This is a genomic window from Winogradskyella psychrotolerans RS-3 (assembly GCF_000427335.1).
Lineage (GTDB): Bacteria > Bacteroidota > Bacteroidia > Flavobacteriales > Flavobacteriaceae > Winogradskyella > Winogradskyella psychrotolerans.
The window spans coordinates 14,244-34,298 of record NZ_ATMR01000206.1; the positions used below are offsets into that span (position 1 = coordinate 14,244).

The following is a 20,055-nucleotide window of genomic DNA, read 5'->3' on the forward strand; positions in this document are numbered from 1 at the left end:
TTGTTGGAAAACTAGCAACCAACAACTATAAACTATTAACCAATTATGCTTCAGCTAACATTTTCTCTCCTGCTTCAATAGCTTCTTCAATAGAACCTTTAAGGTTAAATGCTGCTTCTGGTAAGTGATCTAACTCACCATCCATAATCTGATTAAAACCTTTAATTGTTTCTTTAATATCTACTAAAACACCTTTAAGTCCTGTAAACTGTTCTGCTACGTGGAATGGTTGAGATAAGAAACGTTGTACACGTCTTGCTCTACCTACTGCCATTTTATCTTCTTCAGATAATTCCTCCATACCAAGAATAGCAATAATATCTTGTAATTCTTTATAGCGTTGTAATAACTCTTTTACACGTTGTGCACAGTTGTAATGCTCATCACCTAAAATATCAGCAGTAAGAATTCTTGATGTAGAATCTAATGGATCTACCGCTGGGTAAATACCTAATTCTGCAATTTTACGAGATAATACTGTAGTTGCATCTAAGTGAGCAAACGTTGTTGCTGGAGCTGGATCCGTTAAATCATCTGCAGGTACGTATACCGCTTGTACAGATGTAATAGATCCTCTTTTTGTTGATGTAATACGTTCTTGCATCGCACCCATTTCGGTTGCTAATGTCGGTTGGTAACCTACAGCAGAAGGCATACGACCTAATAATGCAGATACCTCAGAACCCGCTTGTGTAAAACGGAAGATATTATCTACGAAAAATAATACATCTTTTCCTTGTCCTTCACCAGCACCATCACGGAAATATTCTGCTATAGTTAATCCTGAAAGTGCTACACGAGCACGAGCTCCAGGAGGCTCATTCATTTGTCCGAATACGAAAGTAGCTTTCGAATCTTTCATTCCAGCTTTATCAACTTTAGATAAATCCCATCCGCCTTCTTCCATAGAATGCATAAAGTCATCACCATATTTAATAATTCCTGACTCTAACATTTCACGAAGTAAATCGTTTCCTTCACGTGTTCTTTCACCAACACCTGCAAATACAGAAAGTCCACCGTGTCCTTTTGCTATATTGTTAATCAACTCCTGAATTAATACTGTTTTACCAACACCAGCACCACCAAATAAACCAATCTTACCACCTTTTGCATAAGGCTCAATTAAATCGATTACTTTAATACCAGTAAATAAAACTTCAGTAGACGTTGATAAGTCTTCGAATTTTGGAGCTTGTCTGTGAATAGGTAAACCAGCATCACCAGCTTTAGGTAAATCTCCTAATCCATCAATAGCATCACCAATAACGTTGAAAAGACGTCCGTAAACATCATCACCAATTGGCATTTGAATTGGAGCACCAGTGGCATGAACTTCTGTTCCTCTACTTAAACCATCTGAAGAATCCATAGCAATAGTACGTACAGTGTCTTCACCAATGTGAGATTGTACTTCTAATACTAATTTTGAACCATCTTGGTTATTAATTTCTAATGAATCATAGATCTTTGGAAGCTCTGAACCAGCAGCGAATTCTACATCGATAACTGGGCCTACGATCTGTGCAACTTTACCTGTAACTTTTGACATTACTCTTATGTTTTTGTTTTGCAATAGTTTAAATCTGAAAAACAGCTAACGCAATCTAGTTGAGTGCGTACGTTTTTCGCGCTGCAAAGATAGGAGTTTTAATTTAAATATTATATGAAAATTTATGGCTTTTTTAAGCATAAAAAACGCTCTCAATTTGAGAGCGTTTTATGTAATAGTATTTGAGTTTTTTTATTGTAATGTAGGAGGAAAGTTTGTTGGATAATTTCCTGCATCTACAAAATTACCTGAAGCCTCAAAATTAGATCCGTACGTTGCATCTATAGCTCTCATCATTTCGTTTGCCATTAAAGCATATCCCCTAGATGTTAAATGAACGCCATCTAAACTAATTAATCCTCCAGACACTAAATCTGTAGTTAGAATAAAATCTCCAGATGCAAACCCTGTTGTAGATGCTTGTTGTAAAATCGTTTTAAAATCTACAAAAGCAAGACCTTTACTTGTTGCTATAGCATCAATAGTTTCATTATAAGCATCTGTTGCTCTTTTTATAGCGAATTGTTCACTAGGAAGTAACACCCATTTATCTTCTAGAGGTAATGTAATACCTTCAGCTGAAAATTGAGCAGCAAGTGCTGCTGGTAAACCTTGTAATTCTAATGCAGTAGCATAGTCTTCATTTACAGTACCGATTATTGAACTACTAGGTAGAACTAATAAATCAGCAGCAGTAGCTTGTCTTGTTTGTCCGTAAGTATTTCCTAATAAGTTAGCTACTAATGGCACTGCTTGTGCAGGTAATCCAAATTGTGCAATAAAAGCAGGGAATGTTGGACTTGCATTTAAGGCACCTGCAATTGTAGCAGAAATGTCATCAAGCGTTTCATCTTTAATTACCACAGCACTTGCAGCAGTTTCAGAAAAAACAATAGCTCTGCTAGGATCTACGGCATTAAAAATTGGGTTTAGTGCACCAAAAATTGAATTTAATAATGGAATTTGAGGTCCAAAAGCTTCATTTGTTGGGTCTAATGGATTGTGAGGTACTGTTGTGAAATGTGCTAATGTTGTAATGTAAGGAAGATTAGCAACCACACCTTTTGCTCCATTTGCCATTAAGGCATCTACAGTAGCTGAAAATGACGCTGCAAATACATTAGGATCTGTTATATCATTTGAACCGTAAGTTGATGGGTCTAAATTATTGATTTGGTCTATGCCTGTTCCTCCAGATGTTGCATACGATAGTACATCATTTCCACCGATTTCAGATAGCGTAAAGAATGTTGGATTTTGAGCCACAGCATCTCCTAAAACGGTTGCTGCAGGGTTTGAAGCCATTCTTCCAAAATAAGGATTTAAAGTACCATAACCAGCTATACCAAGATGAAAACTTTTAGCTCCAGGAATACCATAATTATTGAATGGTCCAGATAATACATCCGCAATTTGTGTTGTAGGTGTTGCAGGCAGAACCGCTGGGCCACTACCATTAAAGAATAATCTAGGAGCTACTACTACTGTAGTCCCTGATACAAATCCACCAATATTATCATTCATTAAAGGTTGTGTAAAGCTACCTCCACCAACTAAAGCAAATTTTTGAGATAATAAATTTGGAAATGAGTTTTGTTGACCAGCGATAAATAATGCATTATCCGTAAACCCTCCTGAAAAAGAAGCTCCAACAGCAATGTATTTAGAAAAATCAGCTTCACCGGCATTTAATTCTGGAAATACAACTTCTTCTGTTGGGTTATCTAAAAGTTCTTCAAAATCTTCTTCATCATTACATGCTGTGAATCCAATTAAGACAGCTGAAAGTAATATATATTTTATAGTTTTCATTTTGCTATTTTTTATAAGTTATTAATTGTCCAAGAAGCATAATACATTGACCCTATGTAACCTGATCCAAATACAGTGAAATATTCTTTCCCCCCAATATTTGTACCACCTAACTTAAGTGTAGATTTTAAGGTTGGAATAGTGTAACTAATTTGTGCATCAACCGTGTGGAATTCTGGTACAATACCATCACCGAAAGTTGCTTCCCAGAAATAATCATCAGTAAATTTGTAAGCCACGTTAAAACCAAAGTTTTTAAATAACTCTGTATTACCAAAATGCGCTTTAAACTTATGCTCTGGTGTATTAAAGTTCGTTTCAAAATTAGGATTAGCTGCTTGGTCAAAATCTTGTTTAGTGAATGTGTAACTTCCACCTAAATCAAAATCATTCATTACTTTAGTTGATAACCCTATTGAAGCACCATAAGAATTAACATCAACATCAGAATTTGTATATGCACTATAAGTAGTGAAGTCACTATTAGCTATAGCCGCAACTGCAGAGCCATCTGCTACTGAGCCATATAATGGTGCAATAACAACTTCTGAGGATATAAAATCTTTATATTTATTATAATACGTACTAAAGTCTATAGTAAGGTTGTCAAACTTTCCTCTGTATCCAATTTCTATTGAAGATACTTTTTCTGGAGATACAAGATTTGGATTTGCCACTGTTAAAACAGAAGGATCACCAGTTGCTGCTAATTGTTGTACAGAAGACGCTGTATACGAATTATTGTAAGCAGCAGCCCCCGTTTGTGTATAGACGGTTCCGTTGCTTGCTGTGAAATCTCTAGTGTAGCGATCTAAATTATCTGGAGCAGAACCCACTAATATTGCTCTACCGGCATCTAATCCGATAAATAAATCTTGAGTAGTAGGATTTCTAAAACCTGTTTGAGCAGACGCTCTAATGTTGTGATTTTTATTTAGTGTTAAACCTAAAGATAGTCTAGGTGAAATAAATCCGTCAAAAAACTCTGACTTATCATAACGTGCAGAAGCCGTTATTTTTAAATTCATATCTTCATTTAATTCTAATTCTTTTTGAATTTGTGTGTAAACACCAAACTCACTATAGTCAATTTCACCATCATAATCCGTGTAGATAGATCCGAAAGAATTTAATTTATATTGTCTAAAAGACCCTCCAACTTGAATGTCTGCAATATCAGTTAAATGACTAAAGTTGTAGTTACCATCCGCATGGTAGTATTTAGAAGCATCTTTGAATTGTGATCCTGTAGCTAAATCTGGGTCTTTAATGATTCTGTTGAATGCATTATTAAATTCTGTTGAGCCTGGTTCAAATCTTCCATTTTCAGCAGCAGCTCTTGCTGCAGCATGAGCTTGAGTATCCGTAGCACCACCTCCTAAAGTTGCGGCTACGTAGGTGTTTATATAATCACCGAACCAATCAGCATCGCTTTTCCAAGCTCTGTTAATGTTGATTCCTGTAAACACCATATCATAAGAATCACCAGCTTTATCAGCTACAACATAACCTCTTACAAAATAATTGTCGTTTTTTAATTCTAGTTTATGTTGCTCTTGGAAAAATCCATCGATATTATATCGGTTAGTCCCTTGGTATATGGTAGTACCAGTACCTACTTTACCTACATATTGAATTTCGAAATTACTATCTGTTATTGGACGGTAATATAGTCCCCAATCCGCTTTGATACTTTGGGCTTTATTTTCTGTTAGGTATCTTTCATTATATCCTGTTCTACTTACAAAAACATCTGGAACTATACCTGTACCTCCAGATAAATCATTAATGTTCGCAGATACTTCATCACCATAAACGTTAATACCGTTATAGTTTAAGTTGCTAGCTCTTGTACCTCCAAACATATCACTATCTACTTCGCTAGTTGCGGCCCAATCTGTACCATCCAAATAACCAAAGTTTACTTTCGCTGCAAATTTATCGCTAAATTTATAAGCCATACTAAGACTTACATCTGTATATTCATTATCTCCTGCCGCTTTTTGAGAGGTGATACCTTTTTTGATAGAAACACTAATTCCTTGGTGATCGAAAGGATTTTTACTTCTCATAAATAGAATACCATTAAATGCATTTGCACCATATAATGCAGAAGATGCTCCTGGTAAAAGTTCAACACTATGCACATCTGTTTCAACCATACCTACAAGATTTCCAATTGGGAAATTTAAAGCAGGTGTAGAGTTGTCCATACCATCAACTAATTGCATGAAACGCGTATTGGCAGTTGTAGCAAAACCTCTTGTGTTAACTGATTTAAAAGTTAAACTACTGGTATTTACGTCAACACCTTTTAAGTTTTCTAAACCACCGTAAAAATCTGCTGAAGCCGTGTTTTTAATTTCTTTTAATCCAAAGCGCTCAACGGTAACAGGTGATTCAAAAATACGTTCTGGAGTACGTGAAGCTGAGATAATAACCTCATCTAGTTCGTTACCTTCAGCCATAACAACATCAACTGTTTGGTTATTGGCAGTGATTTCAATTGTTTGAGGTTCGAAACCTGTGTAACTCACACGAATTGAGAACGGTAATTCTTGAGTTACTGTTAGGGTGTAGTTTCCGTCAAAATCAGATACTGTACCTGTACTAGTACCTACTACAACAATATTTGCTCCAGGTAATGGTAAGCCAGTATTGTCGATAATTTTACCATTTATTGTGGTTTGTGCAAAAGATACCACGCAAAAAAGCATAGTGAAAAGCTTTAAGATTGTCTTCATGTTAGAGATTAGTTAATTTATTAGATGAGCAATTTAATTAAATATATGAAAATTCAATAAGAAATTCTCATAAAATTATGCACGCATAGCATTTTATTGTAAAAAGAAGGCCTAAAAATTGAAAAATCCTCAATTTTTAGGCCATGAAATATGATTTTGATAACCAGTTTAGCTACTCTACTGTAACTGATTTAGCTAAGTTTCTTGGTTGATCTACGTTCCTTTCTAACATTACAGCGATGTGGTATGAAAGTAACTGTAATGGTATTGTAGTTAATAAAGGGGTAAGGCATTCTAAAGTTTCTGGTACTTCAATAACATGATCTGCTAATTCTTTTACACTTGTATCTCCTTTAGTAACAATACCTATAATTTTACCTTTTCTAGATTTTATTTCTTGTATGTTACTTACCACTTTCTCGTAATGTCCTTTTTTAGTTGCAATTACCACAACTGGCATTTGCTCATCAATTAAGGCAATTGGTCCATGTTTCATTTCTGCAGCAGGATAACCTTCTGCATGTATATAAGAAATCTCTTTTAATTTTAATGCTCCTTCTAGCGCAACAGGAAAATTAAAGCCACGACCTAAGTACAAGAAATTAGTAGAGTTTTTATATATCTCCGCCACAGTTTTTACGTAAGCGTCAGATTTTAATGCTTCTTCAACTTTGCTAGGGATAGTTTCTAACTCAATGAGGTGATGTCTAAATTCTGAACTAGACATGGTACCTTTAGCTCTTGCTAATCGTAAAGCCATTAGTGTTAATACAGTAATCTGTGTTGTAAATGCTTTAGTTGACGCTACTCCAATTTCTGGGCCAGCATGTGTATATGCACCTGCATCTGTTTCTCTTGCGATGGTTGAACCAACCACATTACATACACCAAAAACGAATGCCCCTTTAGATTTTGCTAATTTTATAGCGGCTAAAGTATCTGCTGTTTCACCAGATTGAGAAATGGCGATAACGATATCTTTTTCAGTTATTACGGGATTTCTATATCTAAATTCTGAAGCGTATTCTACTTCAACAGGTATCCTTGCTAAATCTTCAAAAATATACTCTGCAACTAAACCAGCATGCCAAGATGTTCCGCATGCTACGATTATAATACGATCTGCTGCCAAGAATTTTTTCATGTTATCCTCAACACCAGACATTTTAATTATGGCTTCTTTACTTAAAAGCCGACCTCTAAATGTATCTAAAATAGCACTTGGCTGTTCATAGATTTCTTTTAGCATAAAATGATCGTAACCCCCTTTTTCAATTTGTTCTAAATTAAGTTGAAGTTCTTGAATGTATGGATCAACTAAAATATCATTTTTAATTTTTCTAACTTTTATTTTTTACCTCTTCTAATAATTGCCATTTCTTCATCTTCAAGATAAATGGCATTCTTAGTATATTCAATAAAAGGGGAAGCATCACTTGCAATGAAGAATTCATCATCACCAATACCAATTGCTAACGGACTACCAAGTTTGGCAACAACAATTTCGTTCGGTTTGTTTTTATCGAACACAGCAATGGCGTAAGCTCCTACAACTTGGTTCAAGGCAATTTGAACAGCTTTACCTAGCTTTAGGTTATCGTTTTTCTTTATCTCTTCAATAAGATTAATTAATACTTCCGTATCTGTGTCTGATTGAAAAGTGTAGCCTCGCTTAATTAATTCTTTTTTTAAGGAATCATAGTTTTCAATGATACCATTATGAATAATTACTAAATCTCCAGAATTAGAATAGTGTGGATGGGAATTGACATCATTTGGTACACCATGTGTAGCCCAACGTGTATGACCAATACCTAAAGTTCCTTCAGTAGAAATCTCACTCTCTATTTTGTTTTTGAGATCAGAAACTTTGCCTTTGGTTTTTGATAGCTTAATTGTATTACCGTCGTATAAGGCGATACCAGCGCTATCATAACCTCTGTATTCTAATCTTTGAAGTCCTTTTATAATAATAGGATAAGCCTGTCTATGGCCAATATATCCAACAATTCCACACATAGGTTTATTTTTTTAGTAATTTGGTTCTGTGTAATAGATTTCTAAGTACACGCGTTTACTTTCGTCCTGATCTGTCACGTTATTACCGTACAATATAGTTCCTCTTGGGGATAATACAGAGCTTATTGGTACAGTTAAATTTAAATCATCACCAGTTTTTACTTTACTTTGAGAAAAGCTAATGCTAGGGTCTTCTATATTTACATTTAAAGACACAGCTAAACCAAGTTCAACATTTGTTGAATCACTTAATAGTAAATTATTAATATGCTCCGTAATCTTTAATTTATATTTAATACCTTTTTCATAGTCAGCGTCGGTTTCATCTTCAACACGTTGTAAAGGGCCGAGATGTCTAATTCTAGAAAACGAAGGTAAATTGGTGTTAGCGGCATCTAAATAATAATCGACTAAAGGTGTTTTATTTTGTGCATCATACAGATATAAGCGATTAGGTTCGTTGTCAGGGTCCTCATTTAAAAGATCTAGTTGTTCTCTATCTACATAAAAAACCAAATTGGCTTCGTTAACTAATCGTTTAGAGCTTTCAAATTTGTTATCTTCTAAGTTAACAAAATCATTTCTAAATTTATCGAAATTGCTAATACCTGCTTCGTTATCAAAACCATCAAATAATCTTATTCCTGCAATAGCTCCCTGTCCTCCTTTTAGGTAAATCCTACTGTCTCCATTAGTTGCATCTACATTATTAATAGGAAGTGTAAAATCGTTATCGAGAAAATTAATTTTATTTGAGCCAAAAGTAAGAACATAAGTAGAGCTGTCTCTTAGTTCATCGTCATCTGTGGTAGATTCTGTTAATTTTGAGTAGTATATTGTTATGTTAGCGTTATTAGAGCTTGTTGTATTTAACACAAGAAAACTACCATCATCATTTACGGTTTCCGCTTTAAAATAAAGGCCTCTAAAGTACTCTGTAAAATTATTTAGATTACTTAAAACGGCATCTCCTTCTTTAGCTAGTATTTTATCCTCCCAAAAAGAAGGTTCTAACATGATTCTTATTGCTGGAGGTTCGTTTGATAACAAGGTTTTATCTCCATTTTCATCGAGATTATTAACGTCTTTTAAGCTATAGCCTTTATCGTTTATATCAATTTCATTGTCAACCACGAACATATTACTACCCAATTCATCATAACTCACAAAAGTGAGTTCTGAGCCTTCTAAAGCTGTAGTTGATATTGTTTCAGATGTTGATGTTTTATCTGAAAAATAAGCTTGACCTTCATTAAAACTACCACTAGGATCAAAATTTCTAATGAAGTAGTTGTTTTCAAAAATTCTTAACTTTATGTTATTGTAGTTTTCCCCTTTAGATATTACAGAATCTAGACTGTATGTCGTATTGCCATCTTCATCAATACCTGTTGCAGTACTAAAATATGGAATGGTAACAACAACAGAATCTACCCTTGCCTCATCTCCAAATGTTGGGGAGTATGAAGAAGGTGTTAATTGAGTTACAAAACTCGAGGTTGTTCTTCCATAAGCATCGTCGTAGATACCTAAGGTTGTTAAGCCTAATAAGTTTGTTTGTACTGGTGTTAAAACTTTAGTATATGTTGTAACGCTGTATTCTTTTTCTGATAATATATCAAAATTTGTTGCAATATCACTATTAAGAACGTCAGAGTTTAGGCTTGCATAATCACTGTCACAAGCAATAAAACTTAAAACAATTAAACCAAAGGATATAAACTGTATGGCAATTTTATTTTTTTCATAGGTAATATTAACTTTTTAATACAGTATTGTTGTAAAACTCGGTGTAAGGATCTGCAAATTCTTCAATAGAGTAATAATCTAATACCGGTTTTGTTAAATCATTTAAATACGTATCTAATTCTTTTGGTAATTCTTCAGAACCCCTAATAATGGCATCAGAATTATCGATTGCAATTTTCATTAAATTAATGTAATCTGGCTGATTTAATAATTTTGTTGTTTCCGCATCCAATCCATCAAAATTTACTTTAGAGATCATGTCTTTATCTAACGTACCTTCAAAGCTTTGATTGTATACAGAGGTTACTATTTTACTTTCGGTAAATAAAGGTTCCGTTTTGTAAAACTCTTTTAGGTACAGAGGAAGTAATGACGCTAACCAACCGTTAACATGAATAATATCTGGAGCCCAATTCAATTTTTTAACAGTTTCTATAACTCCTTTAGCAAAGAAGATAGCACGTTCGTCGTTATCTGAAAATAGTTTGCCGTCTTCGTCTGTTAGTGTTGCTTTTCTCTTAAAATAATCTTCATTATCTATAAAGTAAACTTGGATACGTTCTTTCGGAATCGAAGCGACCTTAATAATCAAAGGCATATCTAAATCATTAATGACTAAATTGATACCAGAAAGTCTAATAACTTCGTGCAATTGATGTCTTCTTTCATTAATATTTCCAAAACGAGGCATAAATATTCTAATCTGACCTCCTTGTTTGTTTACCATTCTTGGTGCTTCAAATGACATTGAAGAAATTTCAGTTTCTGGTAAATATGGAACAACTTCCGAGGACACATACAATATTCGTTTATCTTTCATAAATCTGCTGCTTTTGAAATTAATAGTAAAAAACATGCAAAATTACAAAAATTTGGGCAGATTGCTAGTATTATATTATGTTTGCATGCGTTAAACTTTTGTTACGACATTGAAAAACTTTCAAAATAAAACTGAATTATCGAATTATGTAAGTGCGTTAAAAGACCATGGTAACACCATTGGCTTCGTGCCAACAATGGGTGCTTTACATAAAGGGCATTTATCACTGGTTAATAAAGGGTTAAAAGAAAACGACTTTGTGGTTGTTAGTATTTTTGTTAATCCTACCCAGTTTAATAATGAGGAGGACTTAGTTAAGTACCCAAGAACTTTAGAAGCAGATCTCTCACTATTGAAAACAGTGGGTGATGATCGCATCATTATTTATGCGCCTTCTAATGAGGATATTTATGGTAGTGAGATACAATCTCAAGCATTTAATTTTGATGGATTAGAGCATGAAATGGAAGGTGCCTTTAGAGAAGGACACTTTGATGGAGTCGGTACCATTGTGAAGCGTTTGTTTGAAATTGTTAAGCCAGACCGTGCCTATTTTGGCGAGAAAGATTTTCAGCAATTACAAATTATTAGAAAACTTGTAGAATTGCATCATTTGCCCGTTAAGATTATTGGTTGTCCAATTCACAGAGCAGCGGATGGATTGGCTATGAGTTCTAGAAATGCAAGACTGTCACCAGCGCATAGAGCTGATGCTCCATTTATTTATAAAACACTAATATCTGCCAAAACAAAGTTTGGCACAAAAAGTGCTCAGAATGTAACGGAATGGGTCAATACACAATTTAAAAAACAAGGACTTTTAGAGTTAGAGTATTTTATTATTGCGGATATAGCGACCTTAAAACCAGTAAAACGTAAATCAACAAAAAAGTCATATAGAGCATTTATAGCTGTGTATGCGGGCGATATAAGATTGATAGATAATATCGCTTTAAATTAATTATCTTTGTGGTATGCAAATACAAGTTGTAAAATCTAAAATTCATCGTGTAAAGGTTACAGGAGCCAAACTTAATTATATTGGTAGTATAACTATTGACGAAGACTTAATGGAAGCGGCAAATATTATACAAGGCGAAAAAGTTCAAATTGTGAATAATGACAATGGAGAACGTTTAGAAACCTATTGTATTCCTGGCCCACGTAATAGTGGCGAAATTACGCTTAATGGAGCTGCGGCACGTAAAGTAGCTGTTGGCGACACGCTTATTCTTATTACTTATGCGATTATGGATATCGAAGAAGCTAAGGTGTTTAAACCGTCATTAGTGTTTCCAGACGAAGCTACGAATCTTCTAAAGTAAACAGGTGGCTAAACCTAAAACCATCCTAAAAGTTGTATTGCCATTACTCTTAGGTGTTGGCTTGGTATGGTATTCTTTATCTAAAATTTCTATTCCTACTTTAATTCAATATTTTAAAGATGCTGATTATAGTTGGATCATTCTTGGTGTTTCTTTAGGTGTTTTTAGTCACATTTCTAGAGCCTATCGTTGGTTGTATATGGCAGAGCCTTTAGGATATAAGCCGAAATTTGGTAATAGCCTAATGGCTGTATATTCGGCATATCTTATAAATTTCACGATTCCAAGAGCAGGTGAAGTTGTAAGAGCCTCAATATTAAAAAATTATGAGGATATTCCGTTTGATAAAGGCTTTGGTACTATAGTTGCAGAGCGTATTGCAGATACCATTATGTTACTTTCAATAGTTGCTATAGCGTTTTTTATAGAATTCGAATTCATCTATAATTTTTTTGCTGAGAAATTTAATCTAACCTCATTAATTTTAGGAGGTTCAGTATTGCTTTTGGGAGCTTTGCTATTATTTCTGTTTATTAAGAAAAGTAATTCCAAATTCGCATTAAAAGTAAAAGGATTTATAACAGGATTATTAGAAGGGGCGCTTAGTATTTTCAAGATGAAAAAAAAATGGGCTTTTATAGGGCACACCTTATTTATATGGGTCATGTATGTACTCATGTTTTATGTTACTACATTTGCTTTGCCAGAATTACAGAATATAACATTAGCAGCCATCCTTATTGGGTTTATCCTGTCTAGTTTTAGTATTGCAGCTACAAACGGAGGTATTGGTTCATTTCCTGAAGCGGTAGTAATTGCCTTTTCGTTATTTGGAATGGCAGAAGATCCTAGCAGAGCTTTTGGATGGATCGTATGGTCAACTCAAACATTGGTTATCATTATTGTTGGTGGATTATCATTATTATATTTACCTATTTACAACAGAAAAAAACAACATTATAAAAATATTTTTTACCTTACTTTAAATTTTTAATTCATGCATAATATGAAGAATTTTTACCTAGTTCTAGCTCTTTTTATAGGCTTAAATATTCATTCTCAAGCGGTTTATAAAACCATTGATTCTTATAAGCTTGAAGGGAAACGCGAATTAAAAATTCAATTACCAAGAAATTATAATCCTGAAGATAAGCGTTCTTATCCTTTAATTATTGTCTTAGATGGCGATTATTTATTTGAACCAATTGCTGGTAATATCGATTACCAATCTTATTGGGAGGATATTCCAGATTGCATTGTTGTAGGAATTAATCAAGCGTCTACAAGAACAGATGATTTCTATTATGATAATGAATCATTTTTTCCGGCGCATAATGGAGCCGCTTTTTATGAGTTTATGGCAGCCGAACTATTACCATTTATTGAAGATAATTATAATGCGTCAAATTTTAGAATAATCGTTGGACACGATTTAAGTGCTAATTTTATAAATTATTACTTATTTAAAGACGAACCAATATTTAGAGCTTATGTGGCTTTAAGTCCCGATTTTGCACCAGAAATGATGCATAGATTAAAACAACGATTAACTATTCTGCAACAAGAAACATTTTATTACATGGCAACTGCAGATGCTGATATAAAAGCTATAAGAAGTTCTATTTTAGAGAATGATTCTATCATTTCAACTATTGAAAACAAAAACCTTCTCTATAAGTTTGATGATTTCGAAGATGCCAACCACTATTCTTTAGTAGGTAGAGGAATCCCAAAAGCTTTAAATCAGATTTTTGCACTTTTTAAGCCCATTAATGCGAAGGAATATTCAGATAAAGTGTTAACTTTTGAAGGATCCCCTTACGATTATTTGATTAAAAAGTATGAAGACATAGAGCATTTTTATGGTTTTGAGAAAAAATTAATTGAAAACGATATTAGAGCTATTGCAGCAGCCAGCAACAAAAAAGACGATCTAGAGTCTTTAGAAAAATTATCAAAGCTAGTTAATAAAGAATTTCCTAAGTCCATGTTAAGTTCTTATTACTCAGGGATGTATAATGAAAAAGAAGGCAATTTAAAAAGGGCCTTACAGCGTTATAAATCTGGTTTATTATTAGAGCCTTCACAATCTGTTGATAAAGAAATGATGCTCGATAAAATGTATGAAATACAGGATAAGATGAAAGAATAATGTATTTCGTCGAAAAAAATTGACAACATGACGATAATTTAGTATGTTTGGAGTCCCAAATCTAAACCTACTTATCATGAAAAAGACTATTTTTTTAGTTCTTGCATGTTTAATTTGTGCTTCTTCATTTGCACAGATAACTTATCAGGAAATAGCTTCGGCTAAACTTAACGCCGTACGTAAACTAAAAGTTAAACTACCAAAGAATTACGATGCAGATGCTGAGGAAAAGTACCCTGTAATTATTGTTTTTGATGGAGATTATTTATTTGAGCCCGTAGTTGGCCAAATAGACTTTCAAACGTATTTTGACAATATGCCAGGCTCTATAGTCGTTGGTATAATGCAAGGAGATAACCGTTTTTATGATGGTTATTACGATCCAACTACAGGATTACCAACAGAATCTGGACTTAGATTTCACGATTTTGTTTCCGATGAATTATTACCTTATATAGATAAAAAATACAACACCAGTAAGTTTAGAGTTGCTGTTGGCCATGATAACATGGGTAATTTAATTAACTCTTATTTGTTTAAAGAAGTGCTCGATTTTCAGGCTTACGTTTGTATTAGTCCAGATTTTATAGGATCCTTAAATAACTTTATTTCAAAACGCTTAGCACTTTTTAAAGATGATATTTTCTATTATTTAGCAACTTCTGAAAAGGATATTCCACAACTTCGAGAAAGTATACTTTCTACGAACGCACAAATTAAAACGGTTGATAACCAAAATCTAACGTATTATTTTGATGATTTTAAAGACGAAAATCATTATACATTAGTAACAAGTGCTTTAGCTAGATCTTTTGAAAAGATTTTTGATATCTACAATCCACTGAGAGAAAAAGAACTTGAAGAAAAAGTATTGCCTTATGAGGGTACTTTAGATAATTACTTAACTGATAGATATAAAAGAATAGAAAAACTATTTGGTATTAAAAAAGAGATTAGTGAAGCCGAAATAGCGAAAGTCATAAAAATCGCAGAACAACGAGAGGATATAAAATCACTTGGTAAACTAGGTACGTTAGCAAATAAACTTCATCCAGAATCTTTAATGGGCACGTATTATTTAGCGCAATCTGCAGAAAAGCTAGGCAAAACAAAAAAAGCAAAAAAATTATATGAATCTGCATTAACATTAAACGATGTCAGTCATATTAACAGAGATTTTATCTTCTCTAAAATTGATGAACTTACGGTGGTAGATTTAGATGAAGAGATTGACGACGACGACGATGAAGAGAACTAGAAAACATAGATTGTCAACAGACTATTTCTTTGAATCGTTATTTGGTAAAACAAAAACATTTTTGTTTTCTAATATGCCTTCAAAATTAGCCGCATTAAAAGTTTTAGCTATTATAGGCTGGTTTAAAGAGATCAACTAAAATTGTCTTAATTTAGCTATTTCAAACTATAATAATCCTGTTATTAGGGATTCTGAAACTAGAATATGGCTAAGGTAAAAACAACTTTTTTTGTCAGAATTGTGGTAGTCAATATGCTAAATGGCAAGGACAGTGTACCTCTTGTAAGGAATGGAATACTATTGCTGAAGAGGTCATTCAAAAACCAGAAAAGACCGATTGGAAAACCCCAACGGCAACTTCAAAGCGGGTTTCAAAACCATTATTGATTAATGATATTGATACATCGCAAGAAGCACGTTTAGACATGCAAGATGGCGAATTTAATCGCGTGCTTGGTGGAGGAATGGTTCATGGTTCTTTAACATTACTTGGAGGTGAACCAGGAATAGGAAAGAGTACACTTTTACTTCAAATAGCCTTAAAGCTACAATACAAAACGCTTTATGTCTCCGGTGAAGAAAGCCAGAAACAAATAAAAATGCGTGCAGAACGTATTAATCCTAATAGTAGTAACTGCTATATTCTTACTGAAACCAAAACTCAAAATATATTTAAGCAAATTGAGGCTTTAGAGCCAGATATTGTGGTTATAGACTCTATACAGACCTTACATAGCGATTATATTGAGTCGTCTGCAGGAAGTATTTCTCAAATAAAGGAATGTACAACAGAACTGATAAAGTTTGCTAAAGAAACTGCAACTCCGGTTTTATTAATAGGTCATATTACCAAAGATGGACACATTGCAGGTCCAAAAATTTTAGAGCATATGGTAGATACGGTACTTCAATTTGAAGGTGACCGAAATCATGTATTTAGAATTTTACGAGCCAACAAAAATCGATTTGGTTCTACAAATGAACTTGGTATTTACGAGATGCAAGGCTCAGGATTACGAGAAGTTTCTAATCCATCTGAAATATTAATTTCAGAAAAAGACGAAGAGCTTTCGGGTAATGCAGTCGCAGCAACTTTAGAAGGTTTACGGCCTTTAATGATTGAAGTACAAGCCTTAGTTAGCACAGCTGTTTACGGAACTCCACAACGATCTGCCACTGGTTTTAATGCCAAACGTTTAAATATGTTATTGGCTGTTTTAGAAAAACGTGCTGGTTTTCGTTTAGGAGCAAAAGATGTCTTTTTAAATATTACAGGAGGCATAACCGTTGATGATCCTGCTATAGATTTAGCCGTTGTCGCATCCATATTATCTTCAAATGAAGATGTGGCTTTGCCAAGTACGTATTGCTTTGCAGCAGAAGTAGGGCTTTCTGGTGAAATAAGACCAGTACAGCGTGTCGAACAACGCATTCTTGAAGCTGAAAAGTTGGGTTTTACAACCATTTTTGTATCTAAGTACAATAAAATAGCTTTAAAAAATACAGTAATTAAAATTCAATTGATCTCTAAGATTGAAGATTTAGTTGGGTTTTTAGTCTGATTATCAGTGTTTTTAAATTTTTGAATAGTAAAGTAAGATTACGTAAAATCGCACTTAAGCGTAGAAATCATGCGTTTTATCGTGTTTCTGGGTGTTTTTTATCTTATGTTTGTCTCAGTAAAATTTTGAGATTCTAAACATGTTGATAATTAGTGCTAGAGGGAATTTGCTATGGAAATAAAAAATAATTTTAAATTATTAGCTATAATAATTTTTATATCTTTTAAGGGTTTTGCCCAATATTGTGAGCCTGCTAATATTGGTACTTACAATATAAATTATATTTCAAATGTTCATTTTGGAAGTATTGATAAATCTACAAGTGAGAATACTGGTGACTTTAATGATTATACTTTAGAATCAACAGATATACTTGTTGGAGATGTGTTAAGTGGCTCTGTTACTGTTGTTGTTAATAGTTGGAATACGACTGTGAGCAATCAAATTACGGTATGGATCGATTTTAACCAAAACGGTAGTTTTGAAGATGCTGGAGAAAGTTTTGTGCAATCCTTTTCTGGTATAGGTGGGGCTATAAATGTACCTATAAGTATCACTATTCCTCCCGATGCCCAAGAGGGGGCTACCATAATGCGCGTTGGGTCTAGAGATATAAGCGACAATGAGAATTATACATCCTGCAATTATGGATGGAAAGCTGGCGAAATTGAAGATTACAGTATTAACATTGGTGGTTTGTTTAATACATCAGATAGATATGGATACAGAACAGCAGACAATGTAGATATAGATAGTGATAATGATGGCATACTAGATATAAATGAAGGTGGTGTATGCGATCTAATTTCCCAGAGTCTTTCTTATGAGTTTTATGATATAAATGTCTCACCAAGTGTAGACGGTATTCCAACTACAGGAGCCACAGCAACAGGGAGTGTATCTGAAATCGATGTAGATGCGCTTTGGACTATGATTACACCAGGAGATCACGATAATTTTGCTATAAGATATCAAGGTTTTATTAAGATTAATACAACAGAAACATATACATTTTATACAAGTTCAGATGATGGCTCTAAATTATTTATCGACGGAAACGAGGTCGTTGATAATGATGGTTTACATAACACACTAGAAACTTCTGGAACTATAGCGCTTAATCAAGGCATTTATCCAATCACGATACTGTTTTTTGAAAGGACTGGAGGTGAGACTTTAAGTATGTCTTATTCGAGCGCAACGATTTCTAAAACCTTAATTCCTTTTTCTGTCTTATCAGAAAATACTTGCACAGATACAGATTATGATGGAATTCCAGATTATTTAGATTTAGATTCAGACAACGATGGTATCTACGATGTCGATGAGGCAGGTAACGGAAGTTTAGATACCAACAACGATGGAGTAATAGATAGCAACGATGCTTCGTTTAATGATAATAACAATAATGGATCAGATGATACTGCTGAAGCTACGACACCAATAGACACTTCTGGTGACGGTCATTTCGACTTTCAGAATACAGATAGTGATGGTGATGGTTGTAATGATGTTATAGAAGCTGGTCATGCAGATAGCGATGCAGACGGACAAGTGGATGGTACAGGTATTAGCGCTAGTGGTTTAGTTACGGGTACCTCAACGGCATACACAGGTGCAATTGCAAGTGTAACTACGGCAACAGAAGCTACAGTAGATGCTACAGCTTTGGTAGATCAGCTAGTTGTAATAGGTGGATCAACGAGCTTTACTATAACTAATGCAACAGCGACAAGCACAACGACGTTTACAACAGGAGGTGTGCCAGATTATTCAGGTAGCTCTACTGATGTAAGTACGGCCTTAGGCTATCAATGGCAATTAAATGGTACAGATCTAACTAATGGAGGCATTTATACAGGTGCCACATCGGCTAATTTAAATATTTCGGATGTTACTGGATTAGATGGTAGTGTGTACACTCTAGTAATAACACATGCAGCTAATTTGTGCATCCAAATCGAAAATAGTGCCACTCTTAATTTAGATTCAGATATGGATGGTGATGGTATAGGTGATACTACAGATTTAGATAGTGATAATGATGGTATACTAAATGTAAATGAAGGTTCGGTATGCGATGAAATTAATCATATTCTCTCTTATGAGTTTTATGATATAAATGTCTCACCAAGTGTAGATAATATTCCGACGACAGGAGCCACAGCAACAGGTAGTGTATCTGAAATAGATGTAGATGCCCTTTGGGGTATGATTACACCTGGAGATCACGATACTTTTGCCATTCGATATACTGGTTTTATTACTATTAATACAGCAGAAACATATAGATTTTATACGAGTTCAGATGATGGTTCTAAATTGTTTATAGATGGCAATGAGATTGTTGATAACGATGGGGATCATGCTACACAAGAAAGATCGGGAACTATTGCACTAACTCCGGGTATATACCCAATTACTATATTATTTTATGAAAGAGGTGGACTAGAATCTTTAAGTGTGTCTTATTCGAGCCCAACTATTTCTAAAAAATTAATTCCTTTTTCCGTATTGTCAGACAATATTTGTACAGATACAGATAATGACGGGATTCAAGATTATTTAGATATAGATTCAGATAATGACGGTATACCAGATAATGTAGAGGCGCAATCAACAGGTGGTTATATTTCTCCGAGTGGCAGTGGAGCAACAATGGTAGATTTAAATAACGATGGTGTAGACGATAATTACGGATCTGGTTTGGCAAGCCTAGAGGATACTGATGGTGATACTATCCCAGATTATATAGATTCAGATAGTGACAATGATGGGACTCCAGATATTCAAGAAAATGGAATGGCTAATACGCTATCAGGAAATGATGCCGATGGAGATGGTTTAGACGATAGCTTTGAAACAACGAATATTAACGATGCAGTTTTAGATATTAACGAAGATATTGATAATCCATTAGATTTATCTGTTTTACCGGATACTGATGGCGATTTATCTCTAGGAGGAGATTTAGATTATAGAGATGATATTGATGTTTATTTTCTTCAGGAACAGTCGATTTTGATGGTGTAGACGATTACCTAGAGACATCTTCTTTTATT

General features: G+C 34.1%; 12 protein-coding genes and 2 pseudogenes. 8 read left to right on the forward strand and 6 right to left on the reverse strand.

Going from position 1 to position 20,055, the window contains the following annotated elements; translation table 11 throughout:
* Window positions 1-43: 43 nt before the first annotated feature.
* From atpD to ADIWIN_RS18225, 6 genes and pseudogenes are all read right to left on the reverse strand, one after another.
* Window positions 44-1,552, reverse strand: a complete 1,509-nt coding sequence (gene atpD, locus ADIWIN_RS18200; protein WP_020897980.1) for a F0F1 ATP synthase subunit beta — start codon at window positions 1,550-1,552, stop codon at window positions 44-46.
* 192 nt (window positions 1,553-1,744) lie between these two features.
* Window positions 1,745-3,364 (reverse strand): SGNH/GDSL hydrolase family protein, encoded by a 1,620-nt coding sequence (locus ADIWIN_RS18205; protein WP_020897981.1) that lies wholly within the window; start codon window positions 3,362-3,364, stop codon window positions 1,745-1,747.
* 11 nt (window positions 3,365-3,375) lie between these two features.
* Window positions 3,376-6,108 (reverse strand): TonB-dependent receptor, encoded by a 2,733-nt coding sequence (locus tag ADIWIN_RS18210; protein WP_040757718.1) that lies wholly within the window; start codon window positions 6,106-6,108, stop codon window positions 3,376-3,378.
* Window positions 6,109-6,280: 172 nt separating this feature from the next.
* Window positions 6,281-8,127 (reverse strand): annotated as a pseudogene (glmS, locus tag ADIWIN_RS18215) (glutamine--fructose-6-phosphate transaminase (isomerizing)).
* 12 nt (window positions 8,128-8,139) lie between these two features.
* Entirely contained in the window at window positions 8,140-9,882 is a 1,743-nt protein-coding gene (gene bamH, locus ADIWIN_RS20215) for a BamH family beta-barrel-assembly machinery protein (RefSeq protein WP_081669605.1), read from the reverse strand.
* 1 nt (window position 9,883) lies between these two features.
* Window positions 9,884-10,696: a glycogen/starch synthase gene (locus ADIWIN_RS18225; RefSeq protein WP_020897986.1), complete on the reverse strand. Its 813-nt coding sequence runs from the start codon at window positions 10,694-10,696 to the stop codon at window positions 9,884-9,886.
* Between the two features lie 109 nt (window positions 10,697-10,805).
* Here ADIWIN_RS18225 and panC point away from each other — a divergent pair, with 109 nt between their 5' ends.
* From panC to ADIWIN_RS18260, 8 genes and pseudogenes are all read left to right on the forward strand, one after another.
* A complete protein-coding gene (gene panC, locus ADIWIN_RS18230; protein ID WP_020897987.1) occupies window positions 10,806-11,657 on the forward strand; it encodes a pantoate--beta-alanine ligase in 852 nt (283 codons plus the stop codon).
* A gap of 13 nt (window positions 11,658-11,670) precedes the next feature.
* Window positions 11,671-12,021, forward strand: a complete 351-nt coding sequence (panD, locus tag ADIWIN_RS18235; RefSeq protein WP_020897988.1) for an aspartate 1-decarboxylase — start codon at window positions 11,671-11,673, stop codon at window positions 12,019-12,021.
* 4 nt (window positions 12,022-12,025) lie between these two features.
* The gene (locus ADIWIN_RS18240; protein ID WP_020897989.1) at window positions 12,026-13,015 is read left to right on the forward strand and encodes a lysylphosphatidylglycerol synthase transmembrane domain-containing protein; all 990 of its coding nucleotides are present in this window, start codon (window positions 12,026-12,028) and stop codon (window positions 13,013-13,015) included.
* A 12-nt stretch (window positions 13,016-13,027) separates the two neighbouring features.
* On the forward strand, window positions 13,028-14,173 hold the full coding sequence (locus ADIWIN_RS18245; RefSeq protein ID WP_040757720.1) for an alpha/beta hydrolase: 1,146 nt from the start codon (window positions 13,028-13,030) through the stop codon (window positions 14,171-14,173).
* A 76-nt stretch (window positions 14,174-14,249) separates the two neighbouring features.
* Window positions 14,250-15,431: an alpha/beta hydrolase gene (locus ADIWIN_RS18250; RefSeq protein WP_020897991.1), complete on the forward strand. Its 1,182-nt coding sequence runs from the start codon at window positions 14,250-14,252 to the stop codon at window positions 15,429-15,431.
* Window positions 15,418-15,570, forward strand: coding sequence for a hypothetical protein (locus ADIWIN_RS20640; protein WP_161624683.1), 153 nt, complete (start codon window positions 15,418-15,420; stop codon window positions 15,568-15,570). The genes ADIWIN_RS18250 and ADIWIN_RS20640 overlap by 14 nt, the downstream gene beginning before the upstream one ends.
* Before the next feature lie 65 nt (window positions 15,571-15,635).
* A pseudogene (gene radA, locus ADIWIN_RS18255) lies at window positions 15,636-16,993 on the forward strand (DNA repair protein RadA).
* A 171-nt stretch (window positions 16,994-17,164) separates the two neighbouring features.
* Entirely contained in the window at window positions 17,165-20,026 is a 2,862-nt protein-coding gene (locus tag ADIWIN_RS18260; protein WP_020897994.1) for a PA14 domain-containing protein, read from the forward strand.
* The last annotated feature ends 29 nt before the right edge of the window (window positions 20,027-20,055 follow it).